Raw genomic sequence first — 22,990 nt, forward strand, 5'->3', positions numbered from 1 at the left:
CGTAGTCTGCAGAACGTCTAGGCGATGCCGTTGAACAGCGAGGTCACCGAGCCGTTCTCGAACACTTCCTGGATGGTGCGCGCCAGCAGCGGTGCGATGGACAGCACGGTCAGCGTCGGGAATCGCTTCTCTTCCGGGATCGGCAGCGTGTTGGTCGCGATGACCTCCTTGGCGCCGCAGTTCGCGAGACGCTCGGCAGCCGGATCGGAGAACACTCCGTGCGTGGTCGCGATGATGACGTCGCCAGCGCCGGCGTTCTTGAGCACCTCGACCGCGCCGGCGATCGTGCCGCCGGTGTCGATCATGTCGTCGATCAGCACGCAGGTGCGGCCGCTCACGTCACCGACGACACGGTTCGACTTGACCTGGTTCGGAACCAACGGGTCGCGGGTCTTGTGCACGAACGCGAGCGGGGCGCCGTCGAGGGCGTCGGCCCACTTCTCGGCGACCTTCACCCGGCCGGCGTCGGGGGAGACCACGCAGATGTTCTCGGTGCCGTAGTTCTCGCGGACGTACTGAGCGAGCTGGCCGAGGGCGTGCATGTGGTCGACCGGGCCGTCGAAGAAGCCCTGGATCTGATCGGTGTGCAGGTCGACGGTGATGATGCGGTCGGCACCGGCCGTCTTGAGCAGGTCGGCGATGAGACGGGCCGAGATGGGCTCGCGGCCGCGGTGCTTCTTGTCCTGACGGGCGTACGGGTAGAACGGCAGCACAGCGGTGATGCGCTTGGCCGATCCACGCTTGAGAGCGTCGATCATGATCAGCTGCTCCATGATCCACTGGTTCAGCGGCGCCGGGTGGCTCTGGAGCACGAACGCGTCCGATCCACGGACGGACTCCTCGAAGCGGACGAAGATCTCGCCGTTCGCGAAGTCACGAGCCGTCTGCGGCGTGACCTTGATGTCCAGTTCCTTGGCCACCTGCTCGGCCAACTCGGGGTGTGCGCGGCCCGAGAAGAGCATCAAGTTCTTCTGCACGTCGCTGGATATCGCGCTCACTGGTCTTCGCCATCCTTCGAATCGGTGTCTTGCTGGGCTGCTCGAGCCGCTGCGTCGGCAGCGGGGGTACCGGGTCGGTTGCGCTGGACCCAGCCCTCGATGTTTCGTTGCTTGCCGCCCGAGACGGCGAGCGCCCCCGGAGGCACGTCGGTGCGCAGGACGGTACCTGCACCCGTGTACGCGCCGTCGCCGACACGGACCGGGGCGACGAACATGGTGTCGGATCCGGTCCGAACATGCGAACCGACGACGGTCCGGCTCTTGTTCACGCCGTCGTAGTTGACGAAGACGCTGGATGCTCCGATGTTGCTGTGATCGCCGATGGTCGCGTCGCCGACGTACGTCAGGTGCGGCACCTTCGAGTGCGCGCCGATGTCGGCGTTCTTCGTCTCCACGAACGCACCGAGCTTGCCGGCCACGCCGAGGATCGTGCCCGGCCGCAGGTACGTGTACGGGCCGACGGTGGCGTCCGGTCCGATCCGGGCCGATTCGCCGTGCGTGCGGATCACCGATGCGCCCGCGCCGACGGTGACGTCGGTGAGTGTGCTGTCGGGTCCGACGACCGCGTCCTCGGCGACGTGCGTGGCTCCACGCAACTGCACGCCGGGACGCAGCGTCACGTCACGCTCCATCGTCACGTCGACGTCGATCCAGGTGCTGGACGGGTCCTCGACGGTGACCCCGGCGCGCATGTGGCGTTCGAGAATGCGGCGGTTGAGTTCGGCTGCGAGGGTGGCGAGCTGCACGCGGTCGTTGGCTCCGGCTACGAGCAGGTCGTCGGCGATGTGCTGCGCGCGAACGGTTTTCCCGGCCGACCGGGCGATCGCGATCACGTCGGTGAGGTACAGCTCGCCCTGGGCGTTGTCGGCGCTCAGCGACGACAGGGCACCGCGCAGGGTGGCGGCGTCGAACGCGTACACGCCGGAGTTGACCTCGGTGATCGCCCGCTGCGCCTCGGTGGCGTCGGCCTGCTCGACGATCGCGGCGACCTCGCCGTCGGTGGTCCGCAGGATCCGGCCGTACCCGGTGGGATCGGTTGCCGTGGAGGTGAGCACGGTCACCGCGGCGGCGGGCTCGGCGGTGTGCGTCTCGATGAGGGCGCGCAGTGTGTCGCTGTCGAGGAGCGGGACGTCGGCGGCGGTGACGAGAACTGTGCCGTCGAAGTCGTCGGGGAGCGCGGTCAGTCCACAACCGACGGCGTGGCCGGTGCCGTTCTGTTCGTGCTGGACGGCGGTGGCGACGGCGCGTCCCAGATCCTTGGCGACCTCGTCCACCGCAGCGCCCACGGCGTCACGATCGTGGCCGATGACGGTGACCAGCTCGGTGGGTTCGATGCCGGCCGCGGCATGCAGTGCGTGCGAGAGCATCGAGCGCCCGGCCAGGGTGTGCAGCACCTTGGGGTTCTTCGACCGCATTCGCGTCCCGGCGCCGGCAGCAAGGACGATGACGGCGGTCTGCGGTGGCATGAAGCTCCCTCGAAGTCGATCTACGCTTAGCCGCTCGCGCGGCCCGACGGTCGCGCACGTTCCGGAAGAGAATATCGCGAGTCGAACCCGCGAAGGCAACGTGTCCGAGATTAACCACGGCCCCCGTCGGGTGTCCGGCGAACCGCTCCGGCGCCCGCGAACAGGCCGGGAAGTTAACGGGGGAGTAACAACTCCGAACCGAACGGTCAGTGGGTTGTGTGGAGGATCACAGCGCTCGCAGGCGTGGGGTGAGAAGGATCCGAAGGGCTCCGCCGCCAGGACTCGAACCTGAACTATCTGAACCAAAATCAGAGGTGCTGCCATTACACTACGGCGGATTACCGCGCGCCGGGATGACGCCCGGATACGCGGGAACGATCCTCGCATGCCGACGCGCCGTGCGTCGAACCGCCGGACAAATTCCTCGGCGACCGGGCTATAGGGTGGCCTCTACCAGCGCCGAGTGTGCGCGACGCGGCGTGTCGGAAAGGACGGTGGACCCCAGTGTCACGACCATCGCGGGAGGACCGGACCACCGAGCGTGCCCCCCGGACGCGGATGACGGGAACCCAACGCCGCGAGCAGTTGATCGAGATCGGCCGGGCGCTGTTCGCCGAACGCGGATACGAGGCGGCATCGATCGAGGAGATCGCGGCGCGGGCGAACGTGTCGAAGCCCGTCGTCTACGAACACTTCGGCGGCAAGGAAGGGTTGTACGCCGTCGTCGTCGATCGGGAGATGTCGACGCTGCTCGAGATGATCACGTCGTCGCTCACCCAGAATCGCTCCCGGATCCGGGTCGAACGGGTCGCGCTGGCGCTGCTCACCTACGTCGAGGAACGCACCGACGGCTTCCGGATCCTGGTCCGGGACTCGCCGGTCGCCGCCGACGACGGCACCTACTCGAGCCTGCTCAACGAGGCGGTCCGGCAGGTCGGCCACATTCTCGCCGGCGACTTCGCGCGCCGCGGACTCGATCCCGACCTCGCGCCGCTGTACGCGCAGGCGCTCGTCGGCATGGTCGCGACCACCGCGACGTGGTGGCTCGACGACCGCACCCCGTCCAAGGAGGTGGTCGCCGCACACCTGGTGAACCTGTGCTGGAACGGCCTGACCAACCTCGAGGCCGACCCGCAACTCGGGCAGTGAGGGACGACCGGGCGGCGGGGTCGGGTGCCCGGCCCGGTGTCGGTGGGCACGCCTAGAATCGAACGGTCTGCATTTCACGACATCAGGAGCGCCGTCGTTGTCTTCCGTGTCCACTTCAGATAACTCTTCGGCCCCTGGCGCCGCGGCCACGCCTCTCGCGGGTCTCGCGTCGACGGCGCTCGCGGACGGCGCGATCGGCCGGGTGCAGGACAGCGTCGGACGTACCGGTGTCGACATCGTCGCCCCGGTCGCGGCGCGCCCGTTCGTCGCCGCCGCGCTCGCCGACCGCACCCAGTTGTTGCTGGTGACCGCTACCGGACGTGAGGCCGACGACCTCACCACCGAGTTGCAGGAGATCTTCGGGGACGGCGTCGCGCAGTTCCCGTCGTGGGAGACGCTGCCGCACGAGCGGCTCTCGCCGAGCGCGGACACCGTCGGTCGCCGCCTGCAGGTGCTGCGGCGTCTCGCGTGTCCCGACGAGGCCGACTACGGCCCGCCGCTGCGGGTGATCGTCACGACCGTGCGCTCGCTGGTGCAGCCGATGGCGCCCGGGCTCGGCGACATCGAGCCGGTCGTCCTGCGGATCGGATCCGAACACGACTTCGGCGAACTGGTCTCGCGTCTCGCGGAACTCGCATACACCCGCGTCGACATGGTCGGCAAGCGCGGCGAGTTCGCGGTGCGCGGCGGCATTCTCGACGTCTTCCCGCCCACGTCGGATCATCCGGTGCGCGTCGAGTTCTGGGGCGACGAGGTCACCGAACTGCGGGCGTTCTCGGTCGCGGACCAGCGTTCGCTGCCGGAACTCGAGCTCAGCACGGTGGTCGCGCCGCCGTGCCGTGAACTGCTGCTGACGGAAGCGGTGCGCGACCGCGCCGCGCAGCTGGCCACCGAGAACCCCGCCGACGCGGCTCTGGTCGAGATGCTCGACAAACTCTCGGCCGGTATCCCGGTCGAGGGCATGGAGGCATTGCTGCCGCTACTGCAGCCCGGCGAGCTGCAGCTGCTCACCGAGGTGCTGCCGCGCGAGACCCATGTGCTGCTGTGTGATCCGGAGAAAATCCGGACCCGCGCCACCGATCTCGTGCGCACCGGGCAGGAGTTTCTCGAGGCGTCGTGGACGGCGGCATCGATCGGCGGGGCCGCGCCCATCGACACGTCGGTGCTCGGCGGCGGCATCGACCTGGGAGCGTCCGCGTACCGGTCGCTGCGTCAGGTGCGAGAGAACGCCGAGGCGCAGGGCCGTCCGTGGTGGACGATCAGTCCGCTGGCGTCGGGCAGCGAAGACGAGCTCGTCCTTCCGGTGCAGTCGGCGCCCGAGGTGCGCGGGTCCGAAGAGCTGCTGTCGATGCTGTTCGTGAACCTGCGGGCGCACGTGACCACCGGGGGACGCGCGGTGGTGGTCGTCGCCGGTTCGGGCACGGCCCACCGCGTGCTCGAGCGACTCAAGGAGGCCGACGTCCCGGCCGGCGAGCTCGCGCCGGGTGCCGAGCCGGCCCGCGGACTCGTCCAGGTCCTGCGTGGGTCGCTGCACGAAGGCATCGTGCTGCCGGGTGACGACGCGGCCGGGGTCCCCGGATTGGTGATCGTCACCGAGTCCGACCTGACCGGCAATCGGGTGGCCGCCGCCGGTGACGGCAAGAAGATGCCGGCCAAACGGCGCAACCAGGTCGATCCGCTCGCGCTCACCGCCGGCGACATGGTGGTGCACGACCAGCACGGCATAGGCCGCTTCGTCGAGATGGTCGAGCGCACCATCGGCGGGGCCCGCCGCGAGTACCTCGTCATCGAGTACGCCGCCAGCAAGCGCGGCCATCCGGGAGACCGGCTGTTCGTGCCGATGGAGTCGCTCGATCAGCTCTCCCGTTACGTCGGCGGCGAGATGCCCGCGCTGTCGAAGCTGGGCGGCTCGGACTGGCAGAACACGAAACGTAAGGCGCGCAAGGCTGTCCGGGAGATCGCCGGCGAGCTGGTGCAGCTGTACGCGGCCCGCCAGGCGGCGCCGGGTCACGCGTTCGGTCCGGACACCCCGTGGCAGAAGGAGATGGAGGACGCGTTCGCATTCACCGAGACCCACGACCAGTTGACCGTCATCGACGAGGTGAAGGCCGACATGGAGAAGCCGGTCCCGATGGATCGCGTCGTGATCGGCGACGTCGGCTACGGCAAGACGGAGGTCGCGGTCCGTGCCGCCTTCAAGGCCGTGCAGGACGGCAAGCAGGTCGCGGTGCTGGTGCCGACGACGCTGCTCGCACAGCAGCACCTGCAGACGTTCTCCGAGCGGATGGCGAACTTTCCGGTGAAGGTGCGGGGCCTGTCCCGGTTCACCGATGCCGCCGAGTCCAAGGAGATCATCGCGCAGCTGGCCGACGGCGAGATCGACATCGTGGTCGGTACCCACCGACTGCTGCAGACCGGTGTCCGTTGGAAGGACCTCGGTCTCGTGATCGTCGACGAGGAGCAGCGGTTCGGTGTGGAGCACAAGGAGCACATCAAGGCGCTGCGCACGCACGTCGACGTGCTCACCATGTCGGCCACCCCGATCCCGCGAACGCTCGAGATGAGCATGGCCGGCATCCGGGAGATGTCGACGATTCTCACGCCGCCCGAGGAGCGGCACCCGATCCTCACGTATGTCGGTGCGTACGCGGACAAGCAGGTGGCCGCGGCCATCCGGCGCGAGTTGCTGCGCGACGGTCAGGTGTTCTACGTCCACAACCGGGTCAGCTCGATCGACAAGGCGGCCAAGCGGATCCGCGAGATGGTTCCCGAGGCTCGGGTCGTCGTCGCGCACGGGCAGATGAACGAGGAGACCCTCGAGAAGACCGTGCAGGGGTTCTGGGAGCGCGAGTTCGACGTCCTGGTCTGCACCACGATCATCGAGACCGGCCTCGACATCTCGAATGCCAACACGCTCATCGTGGAACGGGCCGATTCGCTGGGCCTGTCGCAGCTGCACCAGTTGCGCGGCCGCGTCGGCCGTAGTCGTGAGCGCGGGTACGCGTACTTCCTGTACCCGCCGGAGAAGCCGCTCACCGAGACGGCGTACGACCGGCTCGCCACGATCTCGCAGAACTCCGACCTCGGCGCCGGCATGGCCGTCGCGATGAAGGATCTCGAGATCCGCGGCGCCGGAAACGTGTTGGGCGCCGAGCAGTCGGGGCACGTCGCGGGTGTCGGCTTCGACCTGTACGTGCGGCTGGTCGGTGAGGCCGTGGAGGCGTATCGCGCAGTCGCCGACGGCCGGCCCGTCACCACCGAGCCTGAGGTCAAGGAGGTGCGCATCGATCTTCCGGTCGACGCGCACATCCCGCCCGACTACGTCACCAGCGATCGGCTCCGGCTCGAGGGCTATCGCAAGCTCGCTGCCGCAGCCGACACCGATGCGATCGCCGGGGTCGTCGAGGAACTCGTCGACCGCTACGGTCCGCTCCCCGAGGAAGTGGGTCGGCTGGTGTCGGTCGCGAAGCTCCGATTGTTGTGCCGCGAGTACGGCATCGAGGAAGTGGCCGTCACCGGCACCCAGCTCAAGATCTCGCCCATGCAACTTCCGGACTCGAAACAGCTGCGGCTCAAGCGCATGTACCCGAGCGCGCAGTACCGGGCGACTACCGGGATGGTGCAGATGCCGCTGCCGCGTGCCGGTTCGGGCGGCGTCGGAGCCGAACGGGTGCGCGACGTCGAACTGCTGCAGTACATCGCGAACTTCCTCCTCGCGATGGACGGGAAGGCGGCGGACTCCGTGGATCTCGGTACCGCCACCGGCGTGCAGGCCGGGGTCTGACGCAGATGACTGCCGGTGACGAGCGCCAGGACGAGTGGCGCACGGGCGATGCCGTGGTCGAGGCCGCCCTGGTGATGGACAAGCTGTGGGGCTTCGGGGGCTGGGAGGTGACGCAGACCCACGACTCGCTGCGTCCCTATCTGCTCGAGGAGACGTACGAACTGCTCGACGCGATCCAGTCCGGCGATCCCGTCGCGATCCGGGAGGAACTCGGAGACCTGTTGCTGCAGGTCCTGTTCCACTCCCGGATCGCGGAGGCCGCCGGCGAGTTCACGGTCGACGACGTGGCTGCCACACTCGTGACCAAGCTGGCTCACCGCAGCCCCCACCTCGCGGACGACCTCGCGGGCCCGGTGGACATCGCCGAGCAGGAACGCGCGTGGGAGGCCCGCAAGGCGGCCGAGAAGGCCCGCGAATCCTGCATCGACGGCATCGCGTTGCAGCAGCCCGCCCTGGCGCTCGCCGAGAAGGTGATCTCGCGGGCACGCAAGGCGGGACTGCCGGACGAGTTGGTGCCCGACGAACTGTGGGTGGTGCGGCTGGGCGGCGACACCAGCGCCGAGGACGAACTGCGCAAGGCGACACTGCGGTTCGTCGCCCGGATCCGCGCCGCCGAGTCCGCCGCGCACGCGGACGGGGTCGCATGGGGCGGACTCGACGGTGACGCGTGGCGGACCTACTGGAGTAGTTGACCCTGGATCATTCCGGGAAACCGTTGTGATGAACCGTGATTCGGCCGTGCGCGTCGAGTTCGATCGTGACGTCCACCCCGATCTTGCCGAGGAACTCGTAGTCGTGGCTGACGACGATCATCGCGCCGCGGTAGCTGTCGAGCGCCTCGGCGAGTTGCTCGACGCTGGTGATGTCGAGGTTGTTCGTCGGCTCGTCGAGGATCAACAATTGTGCGGGTGGCTCAGCCAGTAGCAGTTTGGCGAGTGAGACTCGGAAGCGTTCACCGCCGGACAACGTCGCGACCGGGCGATCGGGCGCGCTGCCGCGGATCAAGAGACGGGCGAGTTGGTTCCGGATCGTGCCGGACGAGGTTCCGGTTGCGACGTCCTGCACGTTCTCGAGTGCGCTCCGCGTCTCGTCGAGGTTGTCGAGTCGCTGTGGCAGATAGCCGACCCGCTCGGTGAGCAACGCGCCGCGCACTCGGCCCGGGTCGCCCTCGGTGCCCCGGAGGAGATGGTCGAGAAGCGTGGACTTGCCGGCCCCGTTGGGGCCCACGAGCGCGATTCTCTCCGGGCCCTGCACGACGATGGTGCGTTCGCCGTCATGGAACTCGGCGATGCGTCGACTCCGTGGCACATCCGGGTCGGGCAGCGTGAGATGGATGTGCTCGTCTTCCCGAACCCGTCTGGCGGCCGCATCGGCCGCGGCCTTGGCGCTCTCGACCTTGTCGTCGAGCGTCCCGCGCATCGCCCCCGCGGAAGCCTGCGCCTTGCTCGCGCGATTTCCGGCGAGGATCTTCGGGATACCGCCGTCCTTCTGGGTCTTCTTCGCCGTCCGTTCGCGACGGGCCAGCTTCGTCTCGGCTTCGATCCTCTGGCGCTTCTCGACCTTGAGCGCCTGGTCGGCGGAGCGCGCGGCCTGCACGGCGGCCGCCTGCTCCTGTTCACGATGCTCCTTCCACGCGCTGTACGGACCGCCGAACACCTCGATCCGGCTGTCGTACAACTCTGCGGTGGCGTCCATGTGTTCGAGCAGTTCCAGGTCGTGGCTGACGACGACGAGTGTTCCGGTCCAGTTGTCGATCATCTGCGCGAGACGTGCGCGCGTGGGCCGGTCGAGGTTGTTGGTCGGCTCGTCGAGCAGGGTGACCGGGGTGCGCCGGATTCGGAGGCCGGTAATGGCGATGAGCATGGCCTCACCTCCGGAGAGCGTGTCGACTCGGCGATCGAGATCGACTGTGGTGAACCCGATCTCGTGCAGCGACTCGTCGGCGCGCGCCTCGATGTCCCAGTCGTCGGCGACGGTGTCGAAGTGGCGCGGATCGGGGTCTCCGGACTCGATGGCCCGGAGGGCTTCGACGATCCTGTCGATGCCCAGGAGTTCGGCGACGGTCGAGTCCTTTCGGGCGGTCAGCGTCTGCGGTAGATAGCCCACCTCGCCGACCGTGTCGATACGCCCCGACGAGGGCCGTAGCAGTCCTGCGATCAGTCGGAGCAGGGTGGACTTGCCGGCTCCGTTCCGACCGACGAGTCCGGTGCGGCCCGTGGTGAAGGTGCCGCTGACGCGGTCGAGCGCGACGGTGCCGTCGGGCCATTCGAAGGTGATGTCTCTCAAAGTGATTGCGGAGGCACTCATGTGTTGCCGTCTCTTTCGTGAAAGGTTGCTGATCAGCGGGGCTGAGGGAACGACCGATCACGAGGGGTCGCCCGGAGGGGCGAGCATGCGTCGCACGAGTAGGTCGACATCGCTGCGCACACGGGAGAACGTGATCGGCGCGAGCCGGAAGTGCCGGGGATGGGCGCCCTGGAATGGGCATGGGTCGTCAGCCTGGGCGCGGTCCGCGCCGGAGCGGCTACGCCACCGGCAGTCCGGTGGCTAGATTCTGTCGACCTCGATGTCCATGGCCGGCACTCTATCAGTCGTGCGTTGTATCAGTCGTGCGTTGCGCGTCACGCCTCGAACAGCGTCGATCCCCAGTAGTCGCCGTCACCGACACCCGGCGGCACCGCGAACACGGCGGAGCCGACGTGCTTGATGTACTCGTTCAGTGCGTCGTTGCGGGCGAGGTTCTGTTGCATCGGCACGAACTGCTTCTGCGGGTCGCGGCAGTACGCGATGAAGAACAGGCCGGCGTCGAGATGGCCGAAACCGTCTGTGCCGTCGGTGAAGTTGTAGCCGCGGCGCAGGATCTGGATGCCGTTCAACTCCTCGGCCGACGCGAGCCGAACGTGTGCGTCCTTGTCGATCACGAGCTTCCCGCCGGCGCCCTTGGCGCCCAGCTGCAGATCGTCGAACTCGTCCTTGCGGCCCAGCGGTGCGCCGGTGCCCTTGGTCCGGCCGAACACCCGCTCCTGTTCGTGCAGCGTGGTGCGGTCCCACGGCTCGATCAGCATCCGGATGCGGCGGGCCACCAGGTACGAGCCACCCGCCATCCATGCCTGGTCGTCCTGCGGATCCACCCACACGAACTCCGACAGCGCCGCGGGGTCCTCGGCCTTGATGTTCCGTGTTCCGTCCTTGAACCCGAACAGGTTTCGAGGCGTCGCCTGGGTCGTCGACGTCGAGGACGTGCGCCCGAATCCGAGCTGCGACCACCGCACCGCCACCACACCGAAGCCGACGCGGGCCAGGTTGCGCACCGCGTGCACCGCCACCTGCGGGTCGTCGGCGCAGGCCTGGATCGCGATGTCGCCGCCGGAGCGGGCCGGCTCGAGCGCGTCTCCGGTGAACTTGGGCAGGTCGGCGAGCGCCGCCGGCTTCCTGTCCGCGATCCCGAATCGGTCCTTACCGTTCGCGTCGAACAGAGACGGTCCGAACCCGATCGTGAGCGTGAGCTTCGAGGCGTGCAGGTCCAGTGCCTCACCGGTATCGGTGGGCGGGTTGTATTCGCCGGCGCCGACGGCACCGTCCGCGGCGGCCTCCTCGCCGGCGGTCATCCGCGCGGCCATCTCGGTCCACTTCTTCAACATCGCCACCAGTTCGTCACGCGAGTCGGTGATGACGTCGAACGCGACGAAGTGCATGCGATCCTGTGCGGCCGTGACGATTCCGGCCTGATGGATACCCCGGAAGGGCACCACTTCGGAGGTCGATGCCGCGGCCTCGGGGGCCGACAGGCGGCCCACCGCCGCACCCGCGCCGGCGAGGACCGCGCCGGCCCCGACGGCGCCGAAGAGACGCCGGCGGGACAGTCCTGGACGCGATTCGGCCCGGCGGGTGTCGTCCGACTGGTTGTCGTTCCGGGAGTTACTGTCCTGCGACGACACCCTGCACCTGGCTCACTTCGGCGGACAACGCATCGATCTTCTGGGACAGCGCCTGACGCTGCGGCTCGGTCACCGTCTCGTAGGAGACGAATCCGTCGCCCTGGCGGAACTGTGCGAGTTCGGCATCGAGGTCTGCGAAACGCTGGTCGATGCGGGCGGCGAGTTCCGGGTTGCGGTCGTCGAGGATCGGACGCAGCGACGCGATCGCGGCCTGCGAACCGTCGGCGTTGGCCTGGAAGTCGTACAGGTCGGTGTGCGAGAAGATGTCCTCCTCGCCGGTGATCTTGGTGCGGGCGATCTCGTCGAGCAGTGTCTGGGCGCCGCCGGCCACCTGGATCGGGTCGACGACGAAGTCGGGAGCCGCGACACCGTCGGCGAGCTCCTGGATGTCGGCGACGAGTTGGTCGGCGATCGCGTTGGTGTCGGGCTGCAGGCCCTGGACCCACAGGTCCTTCTCGAGGCGGTGGAAGCCGGTCCAGTTCCAACCGGGCTCGACGTCGACCTCGCGCAGGTCGATGCGCGGATCGAGGTCGTCGGGGAAGCTCTCGGCGATGGGCTCGATGCGCTCGTAGTACGTACGGGTCAGCGGGTACTGGGCCTTCGCGGCGGCCAGGTCGCCGGCCTTGAGCGACGCCACGAACGCGGTGACCGTCTCCTGCAGCGCGGTGAGCTGGCTGTCGACGTAACGCTTGTAGCCGTCGGCGGCCTCGGTGAGGCGGCCGTCCTGGTCGGTCGCGGCGACGGAGTCGCCCGTGACGACGAATTCGGATCGGATGCCGTTGCCGACCATGCCCGGCTTGCACGCGGTGTGGTAGGTCCCGGCCTCGGCGAGGTTGACGATGAGCTGGCGGGTCAGACCGGGGCCGACGTTCTCGACCTCGCCCATCACTCGATCGCCGGCGCCGAAGACGTAGAACTCGGTGACCTTGGAACCGTTGTTGGTGATGGAGAACGTGGTGTTGCCGGTCTCCGCCGAGTTGCCCGAGATGTCACAGGTGGAGTCGGTGGCGGTCACCGTGATCGCCTCGGCGTCCGCGGTCGACTTGGACGTGCACGCCGCGAGGGCGAGGGGGGCGATCGCGAGCAGGGCGAGCGCGGAGGTGGTACGACGCACGAGCGGAACCTTTCGGGTGACGGTCATCGGGAAGCGTTGAGTTCGGAGTCGGTCGGTCCCGGAGCGGCCTGCGGTGCTGCGGCTTTCGGCTTCACCGGGCGGAGGAAGAGCGGCATCACGATCGCGAGGTACGCCACCCACGCGATCACCTGGAGAACGGTGGGATCGGGGCGGAAGTTGAAGATGCCCTGCAGGACCGTGCCGTACCAGCTGGACGTGTCGAACACGGACGAGATGTCGAACGCGAGCGTCGATCCGCCGGGCAGCCACCCGGCGATCTGCAGTGCGCGCACGCCGTACGCGAGGATGCCGGCCGCGACGACGACGAGGAACGCGCCGGTGTAGCGGAAGAAGCGGGCGAAGTCGATGCGGACCGCGCCGACGTACAGCAGCACGGTCAGGGCGGCCGCGACCGCGATGCCGAGCAGCAGTCCGACGAGCGGCCACGAGCTTCCGGCCGCGTTCTCGGCGTAGCCGACGAGGAGGAGAGCGGTCTCGACGCCCTCGCGGCCGACGGCGAAGAAGGCCATCGTCGCGACGGCGACCGGGCCGACGGCGAGCGCCCGGTCCAGCCCGGCGCGCAGGTGCCCCGACATCGACGCCGCGGCGGTGCGCATCCACAGGACCATCGCGGTGACGATCGCGACCGCGACGAGCGACGCCAGGCCGCTGATGAGTTCGGCGGCCGTGCCGGTGACGGTGGAGGTGCCGAAGTGGATGCCGACGAAGATTGCGACGACCATCGCGACGGCGGCGCCGACGCCGACCCATACCCATCCGAGGGCGTCGCGGCGCTCGGACTTCACCAGGAAGGCGACCAGGATCATCACGACGATGCCGGTCTCGAGTCCCTCGCGCACCCCGATCAGGCCACTGCCGAACAGCTGGGTCGCGATGGACGGCGCGGCGGCACCGGCGGCGAGGACTGACACTCTGGGCTCCTGCTACGGGTCGGGACGGCGCGAACGGAAGGCAAGGCAAGGCAAGCCGAACCTCGAAGGACCACGCCGAAAGTAGCAGCCCCCGACATTGGACAAAAACCACCCCTGACCTGGTGCTTTTTGTCTGGAATGGGGCTTTGGTCCCGATTCGCCCGACGTCGCGACCGCGCGGTTCTGGATGATGGATGCCGTGACGAGAGAAGCCGCAACCCGCGCAACCGCGCCGAGGGCCGCTACGGGGCGGTCCTACGGATCACCCGCGCCGACGTACCCGCCACCCAAGCGCCGGCGTCCGCTGCGCACGTTCCTGGTCGTGGCGTCGTCCGTCCTCGTGGGCGTCGCGGTGGTGGTCCTCGCGGTCGGGTTGGACGAGCTGGACCAGCGCAAGCCCCGCATCGAGATCCCGGAGGGCGTCCCGCCGGGACCGGGTGCGCCGACGCCGCCGATCGACATCAACGGGCCCGGTCGGACTGCGGCCGGACTGGGGGAGTGGGCGGCATCCCTGTCGGACGCGCTGGCAATCTCGCCTACCGCGCTCGAGGCCTACGGGTACGCGGCCGCAGTGATGGCCGCGACCAAGCCCGACTGTGGCATCGGATGGACGACACTCGCGGGGATCGCGGCCGTCGAGAGCAAGCACGGCACGTATCGCGGCTCGAGCGTCGGCGAGGACGGGCAGGTGAGCCCGCCGATTCGAGGTATCCCGCTCGACGGCTCGCCCGGAGTCGCCGAGATCCCCGATACCGACGGCGGCGCGATGGACGGCGACGCCACCCACGACCGTGCCATGGGTCCGCTCCAGTTCATCCCGGAGACGTGGGCGCGCTGGGGCGTCGACGCCAACGGTGACGGTGTGGTCGACCCCGACAACATCGACGACGCAGCCCTCACCGCAGCGCGGTACCTGTGTGCGCGCGGTGGCGACCTCACCACTGCGGACGGGTGGACCGCCGCCCTCATGGCCTACAACCTGTCGGGGGAGTATCTGCGCGACGTCCGCGACCGCGCGGCTGCGTACTCGGTGGGAGTGCGGAGGTGACCTGCGCGACGGGCGTGCCTGGAGGCGGGAGTCGGTTACTCCCGCTAGGCTCAGACCTGGCACTATGCATCCGGCGACTCAGCGTGGTCGCTTGCCCGTAGACAACCCAGTTGCTGCTGCCCGGACCGGCTCGATCCGCTGTCCGCAGCAGCCGTACGAAGCCGCCGAAGGAGAACCATTCGTGGCCATCATTGAGCAGGTCGGAGCTCGCGAGATCCTCGATTCCCGTGGCAACCCCACGGTTGAGGTCGAGGTGCTGCTCGAGGACGGTAGCTTCGCCCGGGCCGCCGTTCCCTCCGGCGCGTCCACCGGTGAGCACGAGGCCGTCGAACTGCGTGACGGCGGCGACCGTTACCTGGGCAAGGGTGTCCAGAAGGCCGTCGAATCCGTCCTCGGTGAGATCGCACCGGCCATCATCGGCCTGGACGCCACCGAGCAGCGCACCGTCGACCAGGCTCTGCTGGACGCCGACGGAACCCCCGACAAGTCCCGCCTGGGCGCCAACGCGCTTCTCGGCGCGTCGCTCGCCGTGGCCCGCGCCGGTGCAGAGTCCTCCGGCCTGGAGCTGTTCCGTTACGTCGGTGGCCCCAACGCCCACGTGCTGCCGGTCCCGATGATGAACATCCTCAACGGTGGCGCGCACGCCGACACCGGCGTCGACGTCCAGGAGTTCATGGTCGCGCCGATCGGTGCGCCGACCTTCAAGGAGTCGCTGCGCTGGGGTGCCGAGGTGTACCACTCGCTCAAGTCGGTGCTCAAGGCCAAGGGCCTGTCCACCGGCCTCGGTGACGAGGGTGGCTTCGCTCCCGACGTCGCGGGGACCAAGGAAGCGCTGGACCTGATCAGCGAGGCCGTCGCCAAGACCGGCCTGAAGCTGGGTACCGACATCGCACTCGCACTCGACGTCGCCGCCACCGAGTTCTACACCGACGGCACCGGCTACAAGTTCGAGGGCAAGATCCGTACCGCCGAGGAGATGGGCGCGTTCTACGCCGAGCTGCTGACGCAGTTCCCGCTGGTCTCGATCGAGGATCCGCTGAGCGAGGACGACTGGGCCGGCTGGGTGGCGCTGACCGAGCAGATCGGCAACAAGATCCAGCTCGTGGGCGACGACCTGTTCGTCACCAACCCGGAGCGCCTCGAGGAGGGCATCGCCAAGGGCGCCGCGAACGCACTCCTGGTGAAGGTCAACCAGATCGGCACGCTCACCGAGACGCTGGATGCCGTCGACCTGGCCCACCGCAGCGGCTACAAGACGATGATGAGCCACCGTTCCGGTGAGACCGAGGACACCACGATCGCCGATCTGGCCGTTGCGGTCGGCAGCGGCCAGATCAAGACCGGTGCCCCCGCCCGCAGCGAGCGCGTCGCGAAGTACAACCAGCTGCTCCGCATCGAGGAGAGCCTGGGCGACGCCGCCCGCTACGCCGGCGAGCTGGCGTTCCCGCGCTTCGCCTTCGAGGCGTAAGCACGCCGATGAGTCAGCGCGGTAGGTCGCGGTCGGGTCGTCCCTCCCCGGGAGGACGCCCCGAGCGCCACGGTGCCGGGACCGGGCAGGGCTCTCGTAGGCCCCGCCGCAACCGGGTCGGCACCACTACCGCGACCGGACGTGTCGCCCCCGACGCGTCGAGCCCACTCGATGCGGGCGGCGACGCGGCCGGACCTTCGCACGCCACCGGCTCCCGTGTCCGCTCCAGGCGGGCGGGCGCGGGACGCCGGTCGGCGCAGGCGCAGCCCGAGCGCACCTTCTTCGGTCTGTCGACCGGCCGCGCCGTCATCCTCGGCGTCGTGATCTGCGCTCTCGCGCTCACGCTCGCGATGCCGTTGCGCACGTATCTCACGCAGCGTGCGGAGGCCGATCGGCTCGCCTCCGAGCAGGTGGCGCTCGAACAGCAACTGGACCAGCTGCGCCGACAGAAGGAACAGATCGAGGATCCCGCGTGGATCGCCACGCAGGGCCGCGAGCGACTCGGCCTGGTCCGCCCCGGTGAGACGCCCTACAAGGTGCAGTTGCCCGGGGACTGGCAGCCGCCGAAGAAGGACGCGCCCCCGCCGCCGCCGTCGACCGGCGCCTGGCACAGCGACCTGTGGCAGCGGCTCACCGAACCCGCGCCCGTCGCCGAGGCCGAAACAGAGACACCGCCGGAGGCCCCCGTGGTGCCGGCACCCGCCCCAGAAGAACCAGGAGTACCCACCGGGTGAGCGAATCGTCCGTCCCCCAGGAAGACCTCGACGCGGTGGAGGCCCAGCTGGGTCGTGTCCCACGGGGCGTCCTCGAGATCGCGTACCGCAGCCCGGACGGCCAGCCCGGCGTCGTGAAGACCGCCCCCCGGCTGCCGGACGGCACGCCCTTCCCCACCCTCTACTACCTGACCGACCCGCGTCTGACCGCAGAGGCCAGCCGGCAGGAGTCGGCCGGCGTGATGCGCGAGATGACCGAGCGCCTGGCCACCGACCCGGAGTTGGCCGCAGCCTACCGTGCCGCACACGAGTCCTACCTCGCGGAACGCAATGAAATCGATTCCCTGGGAACGGACTTCACCGGCGGCGGCATGCCGGACCGGGTGAAGTGTCTGCACGTTCTCATGGCGCATTCGCTCGCGAAGGGGCCGGGGGTAAATCCGCTCGGTGACGAGTCCGTCGCCCTCGCTGCACGCGGAAAGCTGCGCGGCACCGCGATTCCCGCCGACTGGCCCGAGTACCAGGGCCCGGGAGTTTCCGGAGACGCCGAGTGACCCGGGTCGCGGCGATCGACTGCGGCACCAACTCGATTCGTCTGCTGGTCGCCGACGCCGGCGAGGACGGCCGTCTCACCGACGTCACTCGTCTGATGCGGATCGTGCGCCTCGGACAGGGCGTCGACGCCACGGGAGCGTTCGCGCCCGAAGCCATCGAGCGCACGCGCGTGGCGCTCGGTGAGTACGCCGAGATCATCCGTGACACCGGCGCCACCGCGGTGCGTATGGTCGCGACGTCCGCCACGCGGGACGCGTCGAATCGCGACGACTTCTTCGCCATGACGCGCGAGGTGCTCGGAGCGGTGATTCCCGGCGCCGAGGCGGAGGTCATCACCGGCGACGAGGAGGCGCGTCTGTCGTTCGCCGGCGCCGTCGGCGAGCTCGACGCGTCGGAGGGTCCGTTCGTGGTCGTCGACCTCGGTGGCGGTTCCACCGAGGTGGTGCTCGGCGACGACGCCGGAGTCCACGCCGCGTACTCCGCCGACGTCGGGTGCGTGCGCGTCACCGAACGGTGCCTGCACGACGATCCGCCCACCACCGAGCAGGTCGACGCCGCCCGCGCGTTCGCGGCCGAGCGCCTCGCTCAGGCCTTCGAACGCGTGCCGGTGGAGCAGGCTCGCACCTGGGTCGGCGTCGCCGGCACCATGACGACGTTGTCGGCCGTCGCGCAGGATCTGCCCGAGTACGACGCCGAGCGGGTGCACCTCTCGCGGCTGAGCGTCGGGCAGCTGCACGACGTCGCGAACCGCCTGGTGTCCATGACGCACGACGAGCGGGCCGCGCTCGGGCCGATGCACCCCGGGCGGGTCGACGTGATCGGTGGCGGCGCCGTCGTCACCACCGTGCTCGCCGACGAACTCGCGAGGCGTGCAGGCATCGACGAACTGGTCGTCAGCGAACACGACATTCTGGACGGAATTGCAATGTCAGTCCTACTGGGTGGGTCGTGAATTAGCTCACTGTTTGTGCCGCTTACACTGTTCCTTGGTTTCCACTGTCGTGGCCACCGGAGTCGGGCCGGTGGTGGGCCCCCATAGCCCAATTGGCAGAGGCAGCGGACTTAAAATCCGCCGAGTGTGGGTTCGAGTCCCACTGGGGGCACGCCCGTCCCGCCGTCTGACGGCACATGGCATCGGGGATCCCGTCCACCGCGCTTCCGGTGGACGGGACCTTCCGCCATTTCGTCGCCTTCGCTCATGAATATCGGCAGTTCCGATTCGGTTCGTGTCGGTGGTGCGGTATACCTTGTGCTCTACAACCGGGCTGGTCGGTTTTCTTGGGGGATTCACGGGTGGGGATCTGTAGTTCCATCGCTCGCGCCTGCCCATTTCCGCCTCCAGCTGCGGTGGGGACTGAATTGATTTGTGAGCGAGGGGGATTCAATGACAGAGCAGTTTCCGCAGTACCCCGGTGGGGGTGCACCTCAGGGCGCGCAGCCGGCCTACGGCCAGATGCCGCAGCAGCCGATGCCGCAGGGCTACGGCCAGATCCCGGGTAACCCCGAGCGCAACGGGTTGGGCCTGGCGGCGCTGATCCTCGGCATCGTGGGCCTGCTGTTCTGTCTGGTGCCGTTGACGGGTTTCATCGGGCTGATTCTCGGCGTAATCGGCCTCGCCCTGGGTTTGGCGGGCCTCAGTCGGGTGCGCAAGGCGCAGGCGAGCAACAAGGGTGTCACGATCTCGGGCATCGTGCTCAGCGCGCTCGCGGTGGTCGGTGGTATCGCGGGCATCGTCATCGTCTTCACTGCGGTGGATCAGCTGGGTGACGACCTGAACCAGATTTCCAACGACTGGGACAGCTATTCGGAGTGCATCAGCAATGCCGATACCCCTGAAGAGATGAACGCCTGCAACTGAGACGCCCGTGGGAGGGCGTGGGTGGCGCCCACGCGGCGTCTACCCACTCACCTGCAGTGCCAGTGCCCGTAAGCGTTCGGGTTCTGCCATCGCCGGCACGGTGCGGTGCGGTCCGGGCTCGACTGGGCGGCCGCAACCGTGGGCAGATCGCGCGGGACGACCGGGGCGGCGGTCGAAGCTGCGGCCGGCGGAATCGCCAGTCCGGTCGCTGCGACAGTGGCTACGACGAGAACCCTTGCGAGCGTGAGGAATGTGGACGGGGAAGGCGGAACGCGCACCTGAGTCATCGGTCGATCCTTTCGGCGGGACCGCAGCGCTCCCCGTGTTGCGATCGAAGCGCCGATGGCGTCCTCGTCGCAGCCCATTGCGGCGCACTCACCATGCTATCGATCCGCGCGAGAGCGGAGAAGGGCCTCGCGCAGCAAGTTCAGATCGTGACCGCGGCAACGCCGACCGCAAGCGCCGACAGTCCGCCGACGGCGATGCCCTCGGTCGGTACTCCGGTGACGGCGAGGTCCACCATCGCGGGCAGCAGGCCGGCAGAAGCCGTCAGGGTCGGTTTGCCCGGCCTGTGACGCCTGGGGGCGGACTCGTCGGATTGCGCCCAGCACGGGGCGTACCCGCGACGGCGTGAGGAAAGGTGATTCCACGGGATCGAGACCGATGCCACATCCCGCATGCGTGTCGGTGCGAACGTGTGGTCGGTTGGGGGTCGGGGGCGAATCATTTTGAAGTCGTGGAGGATTCGATGGTTGACGCGGCGCTCACGCGACGTGTCGTCGTGAGTCTCCGGCTGGAGAGGTGTCCTTCCGTGTCGGGATCGCGTAGACTGTCCTGGTCAGGTACGCCGTCTTGTCGGTGTGTCAGCTCGGACACCGCTCTTGAGCCGCCGCAGCGACGCAGCCCTGACTCCTCACGAACTCACCGGTCGAGTGCTCGCGAGTCGAGCCGAACTTCGACCGAACGATCTTATTCACAGGCGCGAAGGCGCCGATATGTGTTGTCGCAGAGATGGTCTCGCGACGACCACGAAGGAAGTTCCATGCACCACAACTTCATCCCGTCGTCGGATGTCGACACTTCGACGCGAGTCGAATTGCGGCACAACCGATCCGCTGCTGTCCGTGCCCGCGCGCTGGAGATAGTGGGAATCCTCTATCGATGTGACGCCGACGCGTCTGCGGACCAGCTGCTGCGGCATTCGCAGGCGAACAACCTCAAGCTCGCCGCGCTCGCGGAATCGCTTGTCGCTGTTGTCGACGGCTCCTCGGACGGCTCGGCGGCCGACGCGCAGACGACCCTCGCGGCGCACTTCTGGCTGCGGGAGATCCGTCGGCTCGGTCACGTGCACCGTCGAACCGACCGAAGCGCGCGCCACATCGCTACAACGGCACGCTGTGTCGGCGGTGCGCGAAGCGCAGCGGGAAAAGCCGTTGCCCAGCAAAGTGATCGGAAACGCGTCGACTTCGCGGCCCGAGTGTGATTCACTGAAAGTGGTCATAGTGATTTGTGCCCGCTCGTTGCGCGCACAATTCCCTAAGTTGTGGGGGATGGATCTCCTCTTCGGGTATCGCTTTCAGCAGTACCGGCCCGGGTCGCTCGAACATCGGCGATTCGTGATCGGCAAGCAAGAGGAGCAAGAAATGGCAAACGGCACCGTCAAGTGGTTCAACGCTGAAAAGGGCTTCGGCTTCATCGCTCCCGAGGACGGCAGCGCTGACGTGTTCGCGCACTACTCGGAGATCCAGGGCGGCGGCTTCCGCAGCTTGGACGAGAACCAGCGCGTTTCCTACGATCTGGGCCAGGGCGCCAAGGGCCCCCAGGCCACGAACATCACCGCGATCTGATCGCGTGTCGCCCGTACCGGGCGATGTGAGAACGACAGGCCCCACTTCCGACCGGAAGTGGGGCCTGTCGTGTCGGGGGACGCGGGTCAGCGCTGGGAATCGATGACGGCTTGCTGTGCGGCCGGCGTGACGGCGTCCACGAACCCCTTGTAGTCGTCGTGCTTGTCGAGGAAACCCGCAACGAACGGGCAGATCGGCACGATTCGCTTATCGTGCGCGACGGTGTCGTCGAGCGCGGCACGGATCAGCGTTCCGGCGAGACCGCGCCCGGCGAAACATTCTCCGATCTCCGTGTGGAAGAAGATGCGCTGGTCACCGCTGTCGACGAACTGGGTGAACCCGGCGGTCGCGTCACCCACTCGAATCTCGTAGCGGCGGCGGTCGTGATCCGGGGTCACTTCGGGCTGGGCGTCGAGGTCACTCATGACTCCACTATGACGCTGCGGGCGCGCTGGTGCGAGTGTTCCGGGTTCGGGCCGCTCACGAACCCACCTTGGGCGTCGCGCGATCGATGATCGACGCCAGATCGAGGCCGGTCGGCAGCGTTCCGAACACGGTGCCCCACTCGCCGGACAGCCGGCTCGCACAGAATGCGTCGGCGACCGCCGGATGCCCGTACCGGACCAGCAACGCGCCCTGCAGCGCGAGGGCCATCTCGCCCACCACACTTCGAGCGCGATGCTCGAGGCTGGCGACGTCGGTGAACGCGCCCTTCAGCTTCTCGACCGCCGTGTCGAGTCGCTGGTCGCCTCCCGCACTGGCGTCGAGTTCGTCGAAGAACGCCTCGACCGACTCGGGCTGACGGGCCATCGCTCGCAGGACGTCGAGCGCCGCGACGTTGCCGGAGCCCTCCCACACCGACAGCAGCGGTGCCTCCCGGTACAACCGCGGCATCCGCGACTCCTCGACGTAACCGTTGCCGCCCAGGCACTCCAGTGCCTCCGCGGCATGCGCCGGCCCGCGCTTGCACACGTAGTACTTGCTCACCGCGAGCGCGACGCGGCGCAGGATCGACGCCTGCGGATCGCCGTTGTCGGCGTGGTCGGTGAGAGCGGCGAGCCACATCGCGACGGTGGTCGACGCCTCCGATTCGACGGCGAGGTCCGCGAGCACGTTCCGCATGAGCGGCTGGTCGATCAGATGGGCACCGAACGCGCTGCGGTGAGCCGCGTGGTGGGCGGCCTGCGCGACACCCAGGCGCATGCCCGTGGCGGTGCCGATCGTGCAGTCGAGACGCGTCATGTTGACCATCTCGATGATGGTCCGGACCCCGCGGCCCTCGTCGCCCACGCGCCAGGCGACGGCGTCGTCGTACTCCACCTCGCTGCTCGCGTTGGAGTGGTTACCGAGCTTGTCCTTGAGGCGCTGCAGGAACATCGCGTTCCGTGAGCCGTCGGGCAGTATCCGCGGGAGCAGGAAGCACGTGAGTCCGCCGGGCGCCTGTGCGAGGACCAGGAAGATGTCCGACATCGGCGCCGACGTGAACCATTTGTGCCCGGTGAGCAGGTACGAACCGTCCGGTTGCGGGACCGCGCGGGTGGTGCCGGCCCGGACGTCGGAGCCGCCCTGCTTCTCGGTCATCGACATTCCGGCGATCAGCCCCGGCTTGGTGAGCGGGGCGCGCAACTCGGGGTCGTACACCTTGGCGGTGAGCAGCGGTTCGTACTGCAGCGCCAGTTCCGGATCGTGTCGCAGTGCCGGGACCACGGCATAGGTCATGGAGATCGGGCACCCGTGTCCGGCGTCGACCTGCCCCCACACGGCGTTCTTGGCGGCGCGGATCAGGTGAGCCTGCGGACGGGGATCCGCCCACGGGGCGCCGTGCAGGCCCAGCTCCACCGCGGTGTCCATCAATTGGTGGTAAGCGGGGTCGTACTCGACTTCGTCGATCCGGTTGCCGTAGCGGTCGTGGGTCCGCAGAACCGGGGGATGGGCCTCGGCCAGATCGCCGAGCGCCTGCGCCTCGGCGCCGCCCGCGAGACGCCCGACGCGATGGATCTCGTCGAGTGCGTGATGTGCGCCCTCCCGCTGCAGGGCCTCCAGGATCGGCGGATAGTCGGCGGCGTCGTAGTCGATCAGCGGCGGAACCTGGTTGGTGACCTCGTGCGTGACCCTCATAC

At 68.5% G+C, this 22,990-nt stretch carries 20 protein-coding genes and 2 tRNA genes; 12 read left to right on the plus strand and 10 right to left on the minus strand.

The window, feature by feature from the left end; genetic code table 11:
- Window positions 1–17: 17 nt before the first annotated feature.
- The 3 genes from C7H75_RS07185 to C7H75_RS07195 all read right to left on the minus strand — a co-directional run bounded on the left by C7H75_RS07185 (window position 18) and on the right by C7H75_RS07195 (window position 2,802).
- The gene (locus C7H75_RS07185) at window positions 18–998 is read right to left on the minus strand and encodes a ribose-phosphate diphosphokinase (RefSeq protein ID WP_005514695.1); all 981 of its coding nucleotides are present in this window, start codon (window positions 996–998) and stop codon (window positions 18–20) included.
- Complete coding sequence (gene glmU, locus C7H75_RS07190; RefSeq protein ID WP_106851156.1) at window positions 995–2,464, minus strand: bifunctional UDP-N-acetylglucosamine diphosphorylase/glucosamine-1-phosphate N-acetyltransferase GlmU; 1,470 nt, start codon at window positions 2,462–2,464, stop codon at window positions 995–997. Before glmU ends, C7H75_RS07185 begins: the two co-directional genes overlap by 4 nt.
- 267 nt (window positions 2,465–2,731) lie before the next feature.
- Window positions 2,732–2,802 (minus strand) — tRNA-Gln (locus C7H75_RS07195).
- A 220-nt stretch (window positions 2,803–3,022) separates the two neighbouring features.
- Between C7H75_RS07195 and C7H75_RS07200 the strand changes: the two genes are divergently transcribed.
- The 3 genes from C7H75_RS07200 to C7H75_RS07210 all read left to right on the plus strand — a co-directional run bounded on the left by C7H75_RS07200 (window position 3,023) and on the right by C7H75_RS07210 (window position 8,089).
- A complete protein-coding gene (locus C7H75_RS07200) occupies window positions 3,023–3,613 on the plus strand; it encodes a TetR/AcrR family transcriptional regulator (protein WP_005514691.1) in 591 nt (196 codons plus the stop codon).
- A 106-nt stretch (window positions 3,614–3,719) separates the two neighbouring features.
- Window positions 3,720–7,397 carry a transcription-repair coupling factor gene (gene mfd, locus C7H75_RS07205; RefSeq protein WP_106851990.1) on the plus strand — a complete coding sequence of 1,226 codons (3,678 nt, stop codon included), beginning with the start codon at window positions 3,720–3,722 and terminating at the stop codon, window positions 7,395–7,397.
- A 5-nt stretch (window positions 7,398–7,402) separates the two neighbouring features.
- The gene (locus C7H75_RS07210) at window positions 7,403–8,089 is read left to right on the plus strand and encodes a nucleoside triphosphate pyrophosphohydrolase (RefSeq protein ID WP_084844581.1); all 687 of its coding nucleotides are present in this window, start codon (window positions 7,403–7,405) and stop codon (window positions 8,087–8,089) included.
- A gap of 7 nt (window positions 8,090–8,096) precedes the next feature.
- Here the strand turns inward: C7H75_RS07210 and C7H75_RS07215 are convergent, their stop codons facing one another.
- The 4 genes from C7H75_RS07215 to efeU all read right to left on the minus strand — a co-directional run bounded on the left by C7H75_RS07215 (window position 8,097) and on the right by efeU (window position 13,381).
- Window positions 8,097–9,704, minus strand: a complete 1,608-nt coding sequence (locus C7H75_RS07215; RefSeq protein ID WP_106851157.1) for an ABC-F family ATP-binding cassette domain-containing protein — start codon at window positions 9,702–9,704, stop codon at window positions 8,097–8,099.
- 314 nt (window positions 9,705–10,018) lie between these two features.
- Window positions 10,019–11,260: an iron uptake transporter deferrochelatase/peroxidase subunit gene (gene efeB, locus C7H75_RS07220; RefSeq protein ID WP_237169127.1), complete on the minus strand. Its 1,242-nt coding sequence runs from the start codon at window positions 11,258–11,260 to the stop codon at window positions 10,019–10,021.
- Between the two features lie 55 nt (window positions 11,261–11,315).
- Complete coding sequence (gene efeO / locus C7H75_RS07225; RefSeq protein ID WP_106851158.1) at window positions 11,316–12,476, minus strand: iron uptake system protein EfeO; 1,161 nt, start codon at window positions 12,474–12,476, stop codon at window positions 11,316–11,318.
- Window positions 12,473–13,381: an iron uptake transporter permease EfeU gene (efeU, locus tag C7H75_RS07230; protein ID WP_069856122.1), complete on the minus strand. Its 909-nt coding sequence runs from the start codon at window positions 13,379–13,381 to the stop codon at window positions 12,473–12,475. The genes efeO and efeU overlap by 4 nt, the downstream gene beginning before the upstream one ends.
- A 190-nt stretch (window positions 13,382–13,571) precedes the next feature.
- Here efeU and C7H75_RS07235 point away from each other — a divergent pair, with 190 nt between their 5' ends.
- From C7H75_RS07235 to C7H75_RS07265, 7 genes are all read left to right on the plus strand, one after another.
- On the plus strand, window positions 13,572–14,429 hold the full coding sequence (locus C7H75_RS07235) for a lytic transglycosylase domain-containing protein (protein WP_233281914.1): 858 nt from the start codon (window positions 13,572–13,574) through the stop codon (window positions 14,427–14,429).
- 181 nt (window positions 14,430–14,610) lie between these two features.
- Complete coding sequence (gene eno / locus C7H75_RS07240; RefSeq protein WP_013415268.1) at window positions 14,611–15,897, plus strand: phosphopyruvate hydratase; 1,287 nt, start codon at window positions 14,611–14,613, stop codon at window positions 15,895–15,897.
- A gap of 8 nt (window positions 15,898–15,905) precedes the next feature.
- A complete protein-coding gene (locus C7H75_RS07245) occupies window positions 15,906–16,631 on the plus strand; it encodes an FtsB family cell division protein (protein ID WP_064079575.1) in 726 nt (241 codons plus the stop codon).
- Complete coding sequence (locus C7H75_RS07250) at window positions 16,628–17,164, plus strand: DUF501 domain-containing protein (protein ID WP_106851159.1); 537 nt, start codon at window positions 16,628–16,630, stop codon at window positions 17,162–17,164. The genes C7H75_RS07245 and C7H75_RS07250 overlap by 4 nt, the downstream gene beginning before the upstream one ends.
- Entirely contained in the window at window positions 17,161–18,117 is a 957-nt protein-coding gene (locus C7H75_RS07255; protein ID WP_106851160.1) for a Ppx/GppA phosphatase family protein, read from the plus strand. The genes C7H75_RS07250 and C7H75_RS07255 overlap by 4 nt, the downstream gene beginning before the upstream one ends.
- A 77-nt stretch (window positions 18,118–18,194) precedes the next feature.
- Window positions 18,195–18,268 (plus strand) — tRNA-Leu (locus C7H75_RS07260).
- 281 nt (window positions 18,269–18,549) lie between these two features.
- Entirely contained in the window at window positions 18,550–19,023 is a 474-nt protein-coding gene (locus C7H75_RS07265; RefSeq protein ID WP_013415271.1) for a DUF4190 domain-containing protein, read from the plus strand.
- Window positions 19,024–19,070: 47 nt separating this feature from the next.
- On the opposite strand, the gene C7H75_RS25685 is transcribed toward C7H75_RS07265, so the two are convergent.
- Window positions 19,071–19,310 carry a hypothetical protein gene (locus tag C7H75_RS25685; protein WP_159025977.1) on the minus strand — a complete coding sequence of 80 codons (240 nt, stop codon included), beginning with the start codon at window positions 19,308–19,310 and terminating at the stop codon, window positions 19,071–19,073.
- Window positions 19,311–20,065: 755 nt separating this feature from the next.
- Between C7H75_RS25685 and C7H75_RS07270 the strand changes: the two genes are divergently transcribed.
- Together C7H75_RS07270 and C7H75_RS07275 are read left to right on the plus strand one after the other, a co-directional pair.
- Entirely contained in the window at window positions 20,066–20,506 is a 441-nt protein-coding gene (locus C7H75_RS07270) for a hypothetical protein (RefSeq protein ID WP_106851161.1), read from the plus strand.
- Window positions 20,507–20,666: 160 nt separating this feature from the next.
- A complete protein-coding gene (locus tag C7H75_RS07275) occupies window positions 20,667–20,870 on the plus strand; it encodes a cold-shock protein (protein ID WP_013415272.1) in 204 nt (67 codons plus the stop codon).
- Window positions 20,871–20,956: 86 nt separating this feature from the next.
- Here C7H75_RS07275 and C7H75_RS07280 read toward each other — a convergent pair whose 3' ends face one another.
- Window positions 20,957–21,295: a GNAT family N-acetyltransferase gene (locus tag C7H75_RS07280; protein ID WP_106851162.1), complete on the minus strand. Its 339-nt coding sequence runs from the start codon at window positions 21,293–21,295 to the stop codon at window positions 20,957–20,959.
- 55 nt (window positions 21,296–21,350) lie between these two features.
- A complete protein-coding gene (locus tag C7H75_RS07285; RefSeq protein ID WP_064076595.1) occupies window positions 21,351–22,988 on the minus strand; it encodes an acyl-CoA dehydrogenase family protein in 1,638 nt (545 codons plus the stop codon).
- Window positions 22,989–22,990: the final 2 nt, after the last annotated feature.

The sequence above is a fragment of the Rhodococcus (subgen. Prescottella) equi genome (assembly GCF_003013675.1).
Classification (GTDB): Bacteria; Actinomycetota; Actinomycetes; order Mycobacteriales; family Mycobacteriaceae; genus Prescottella; species Prescottella equi.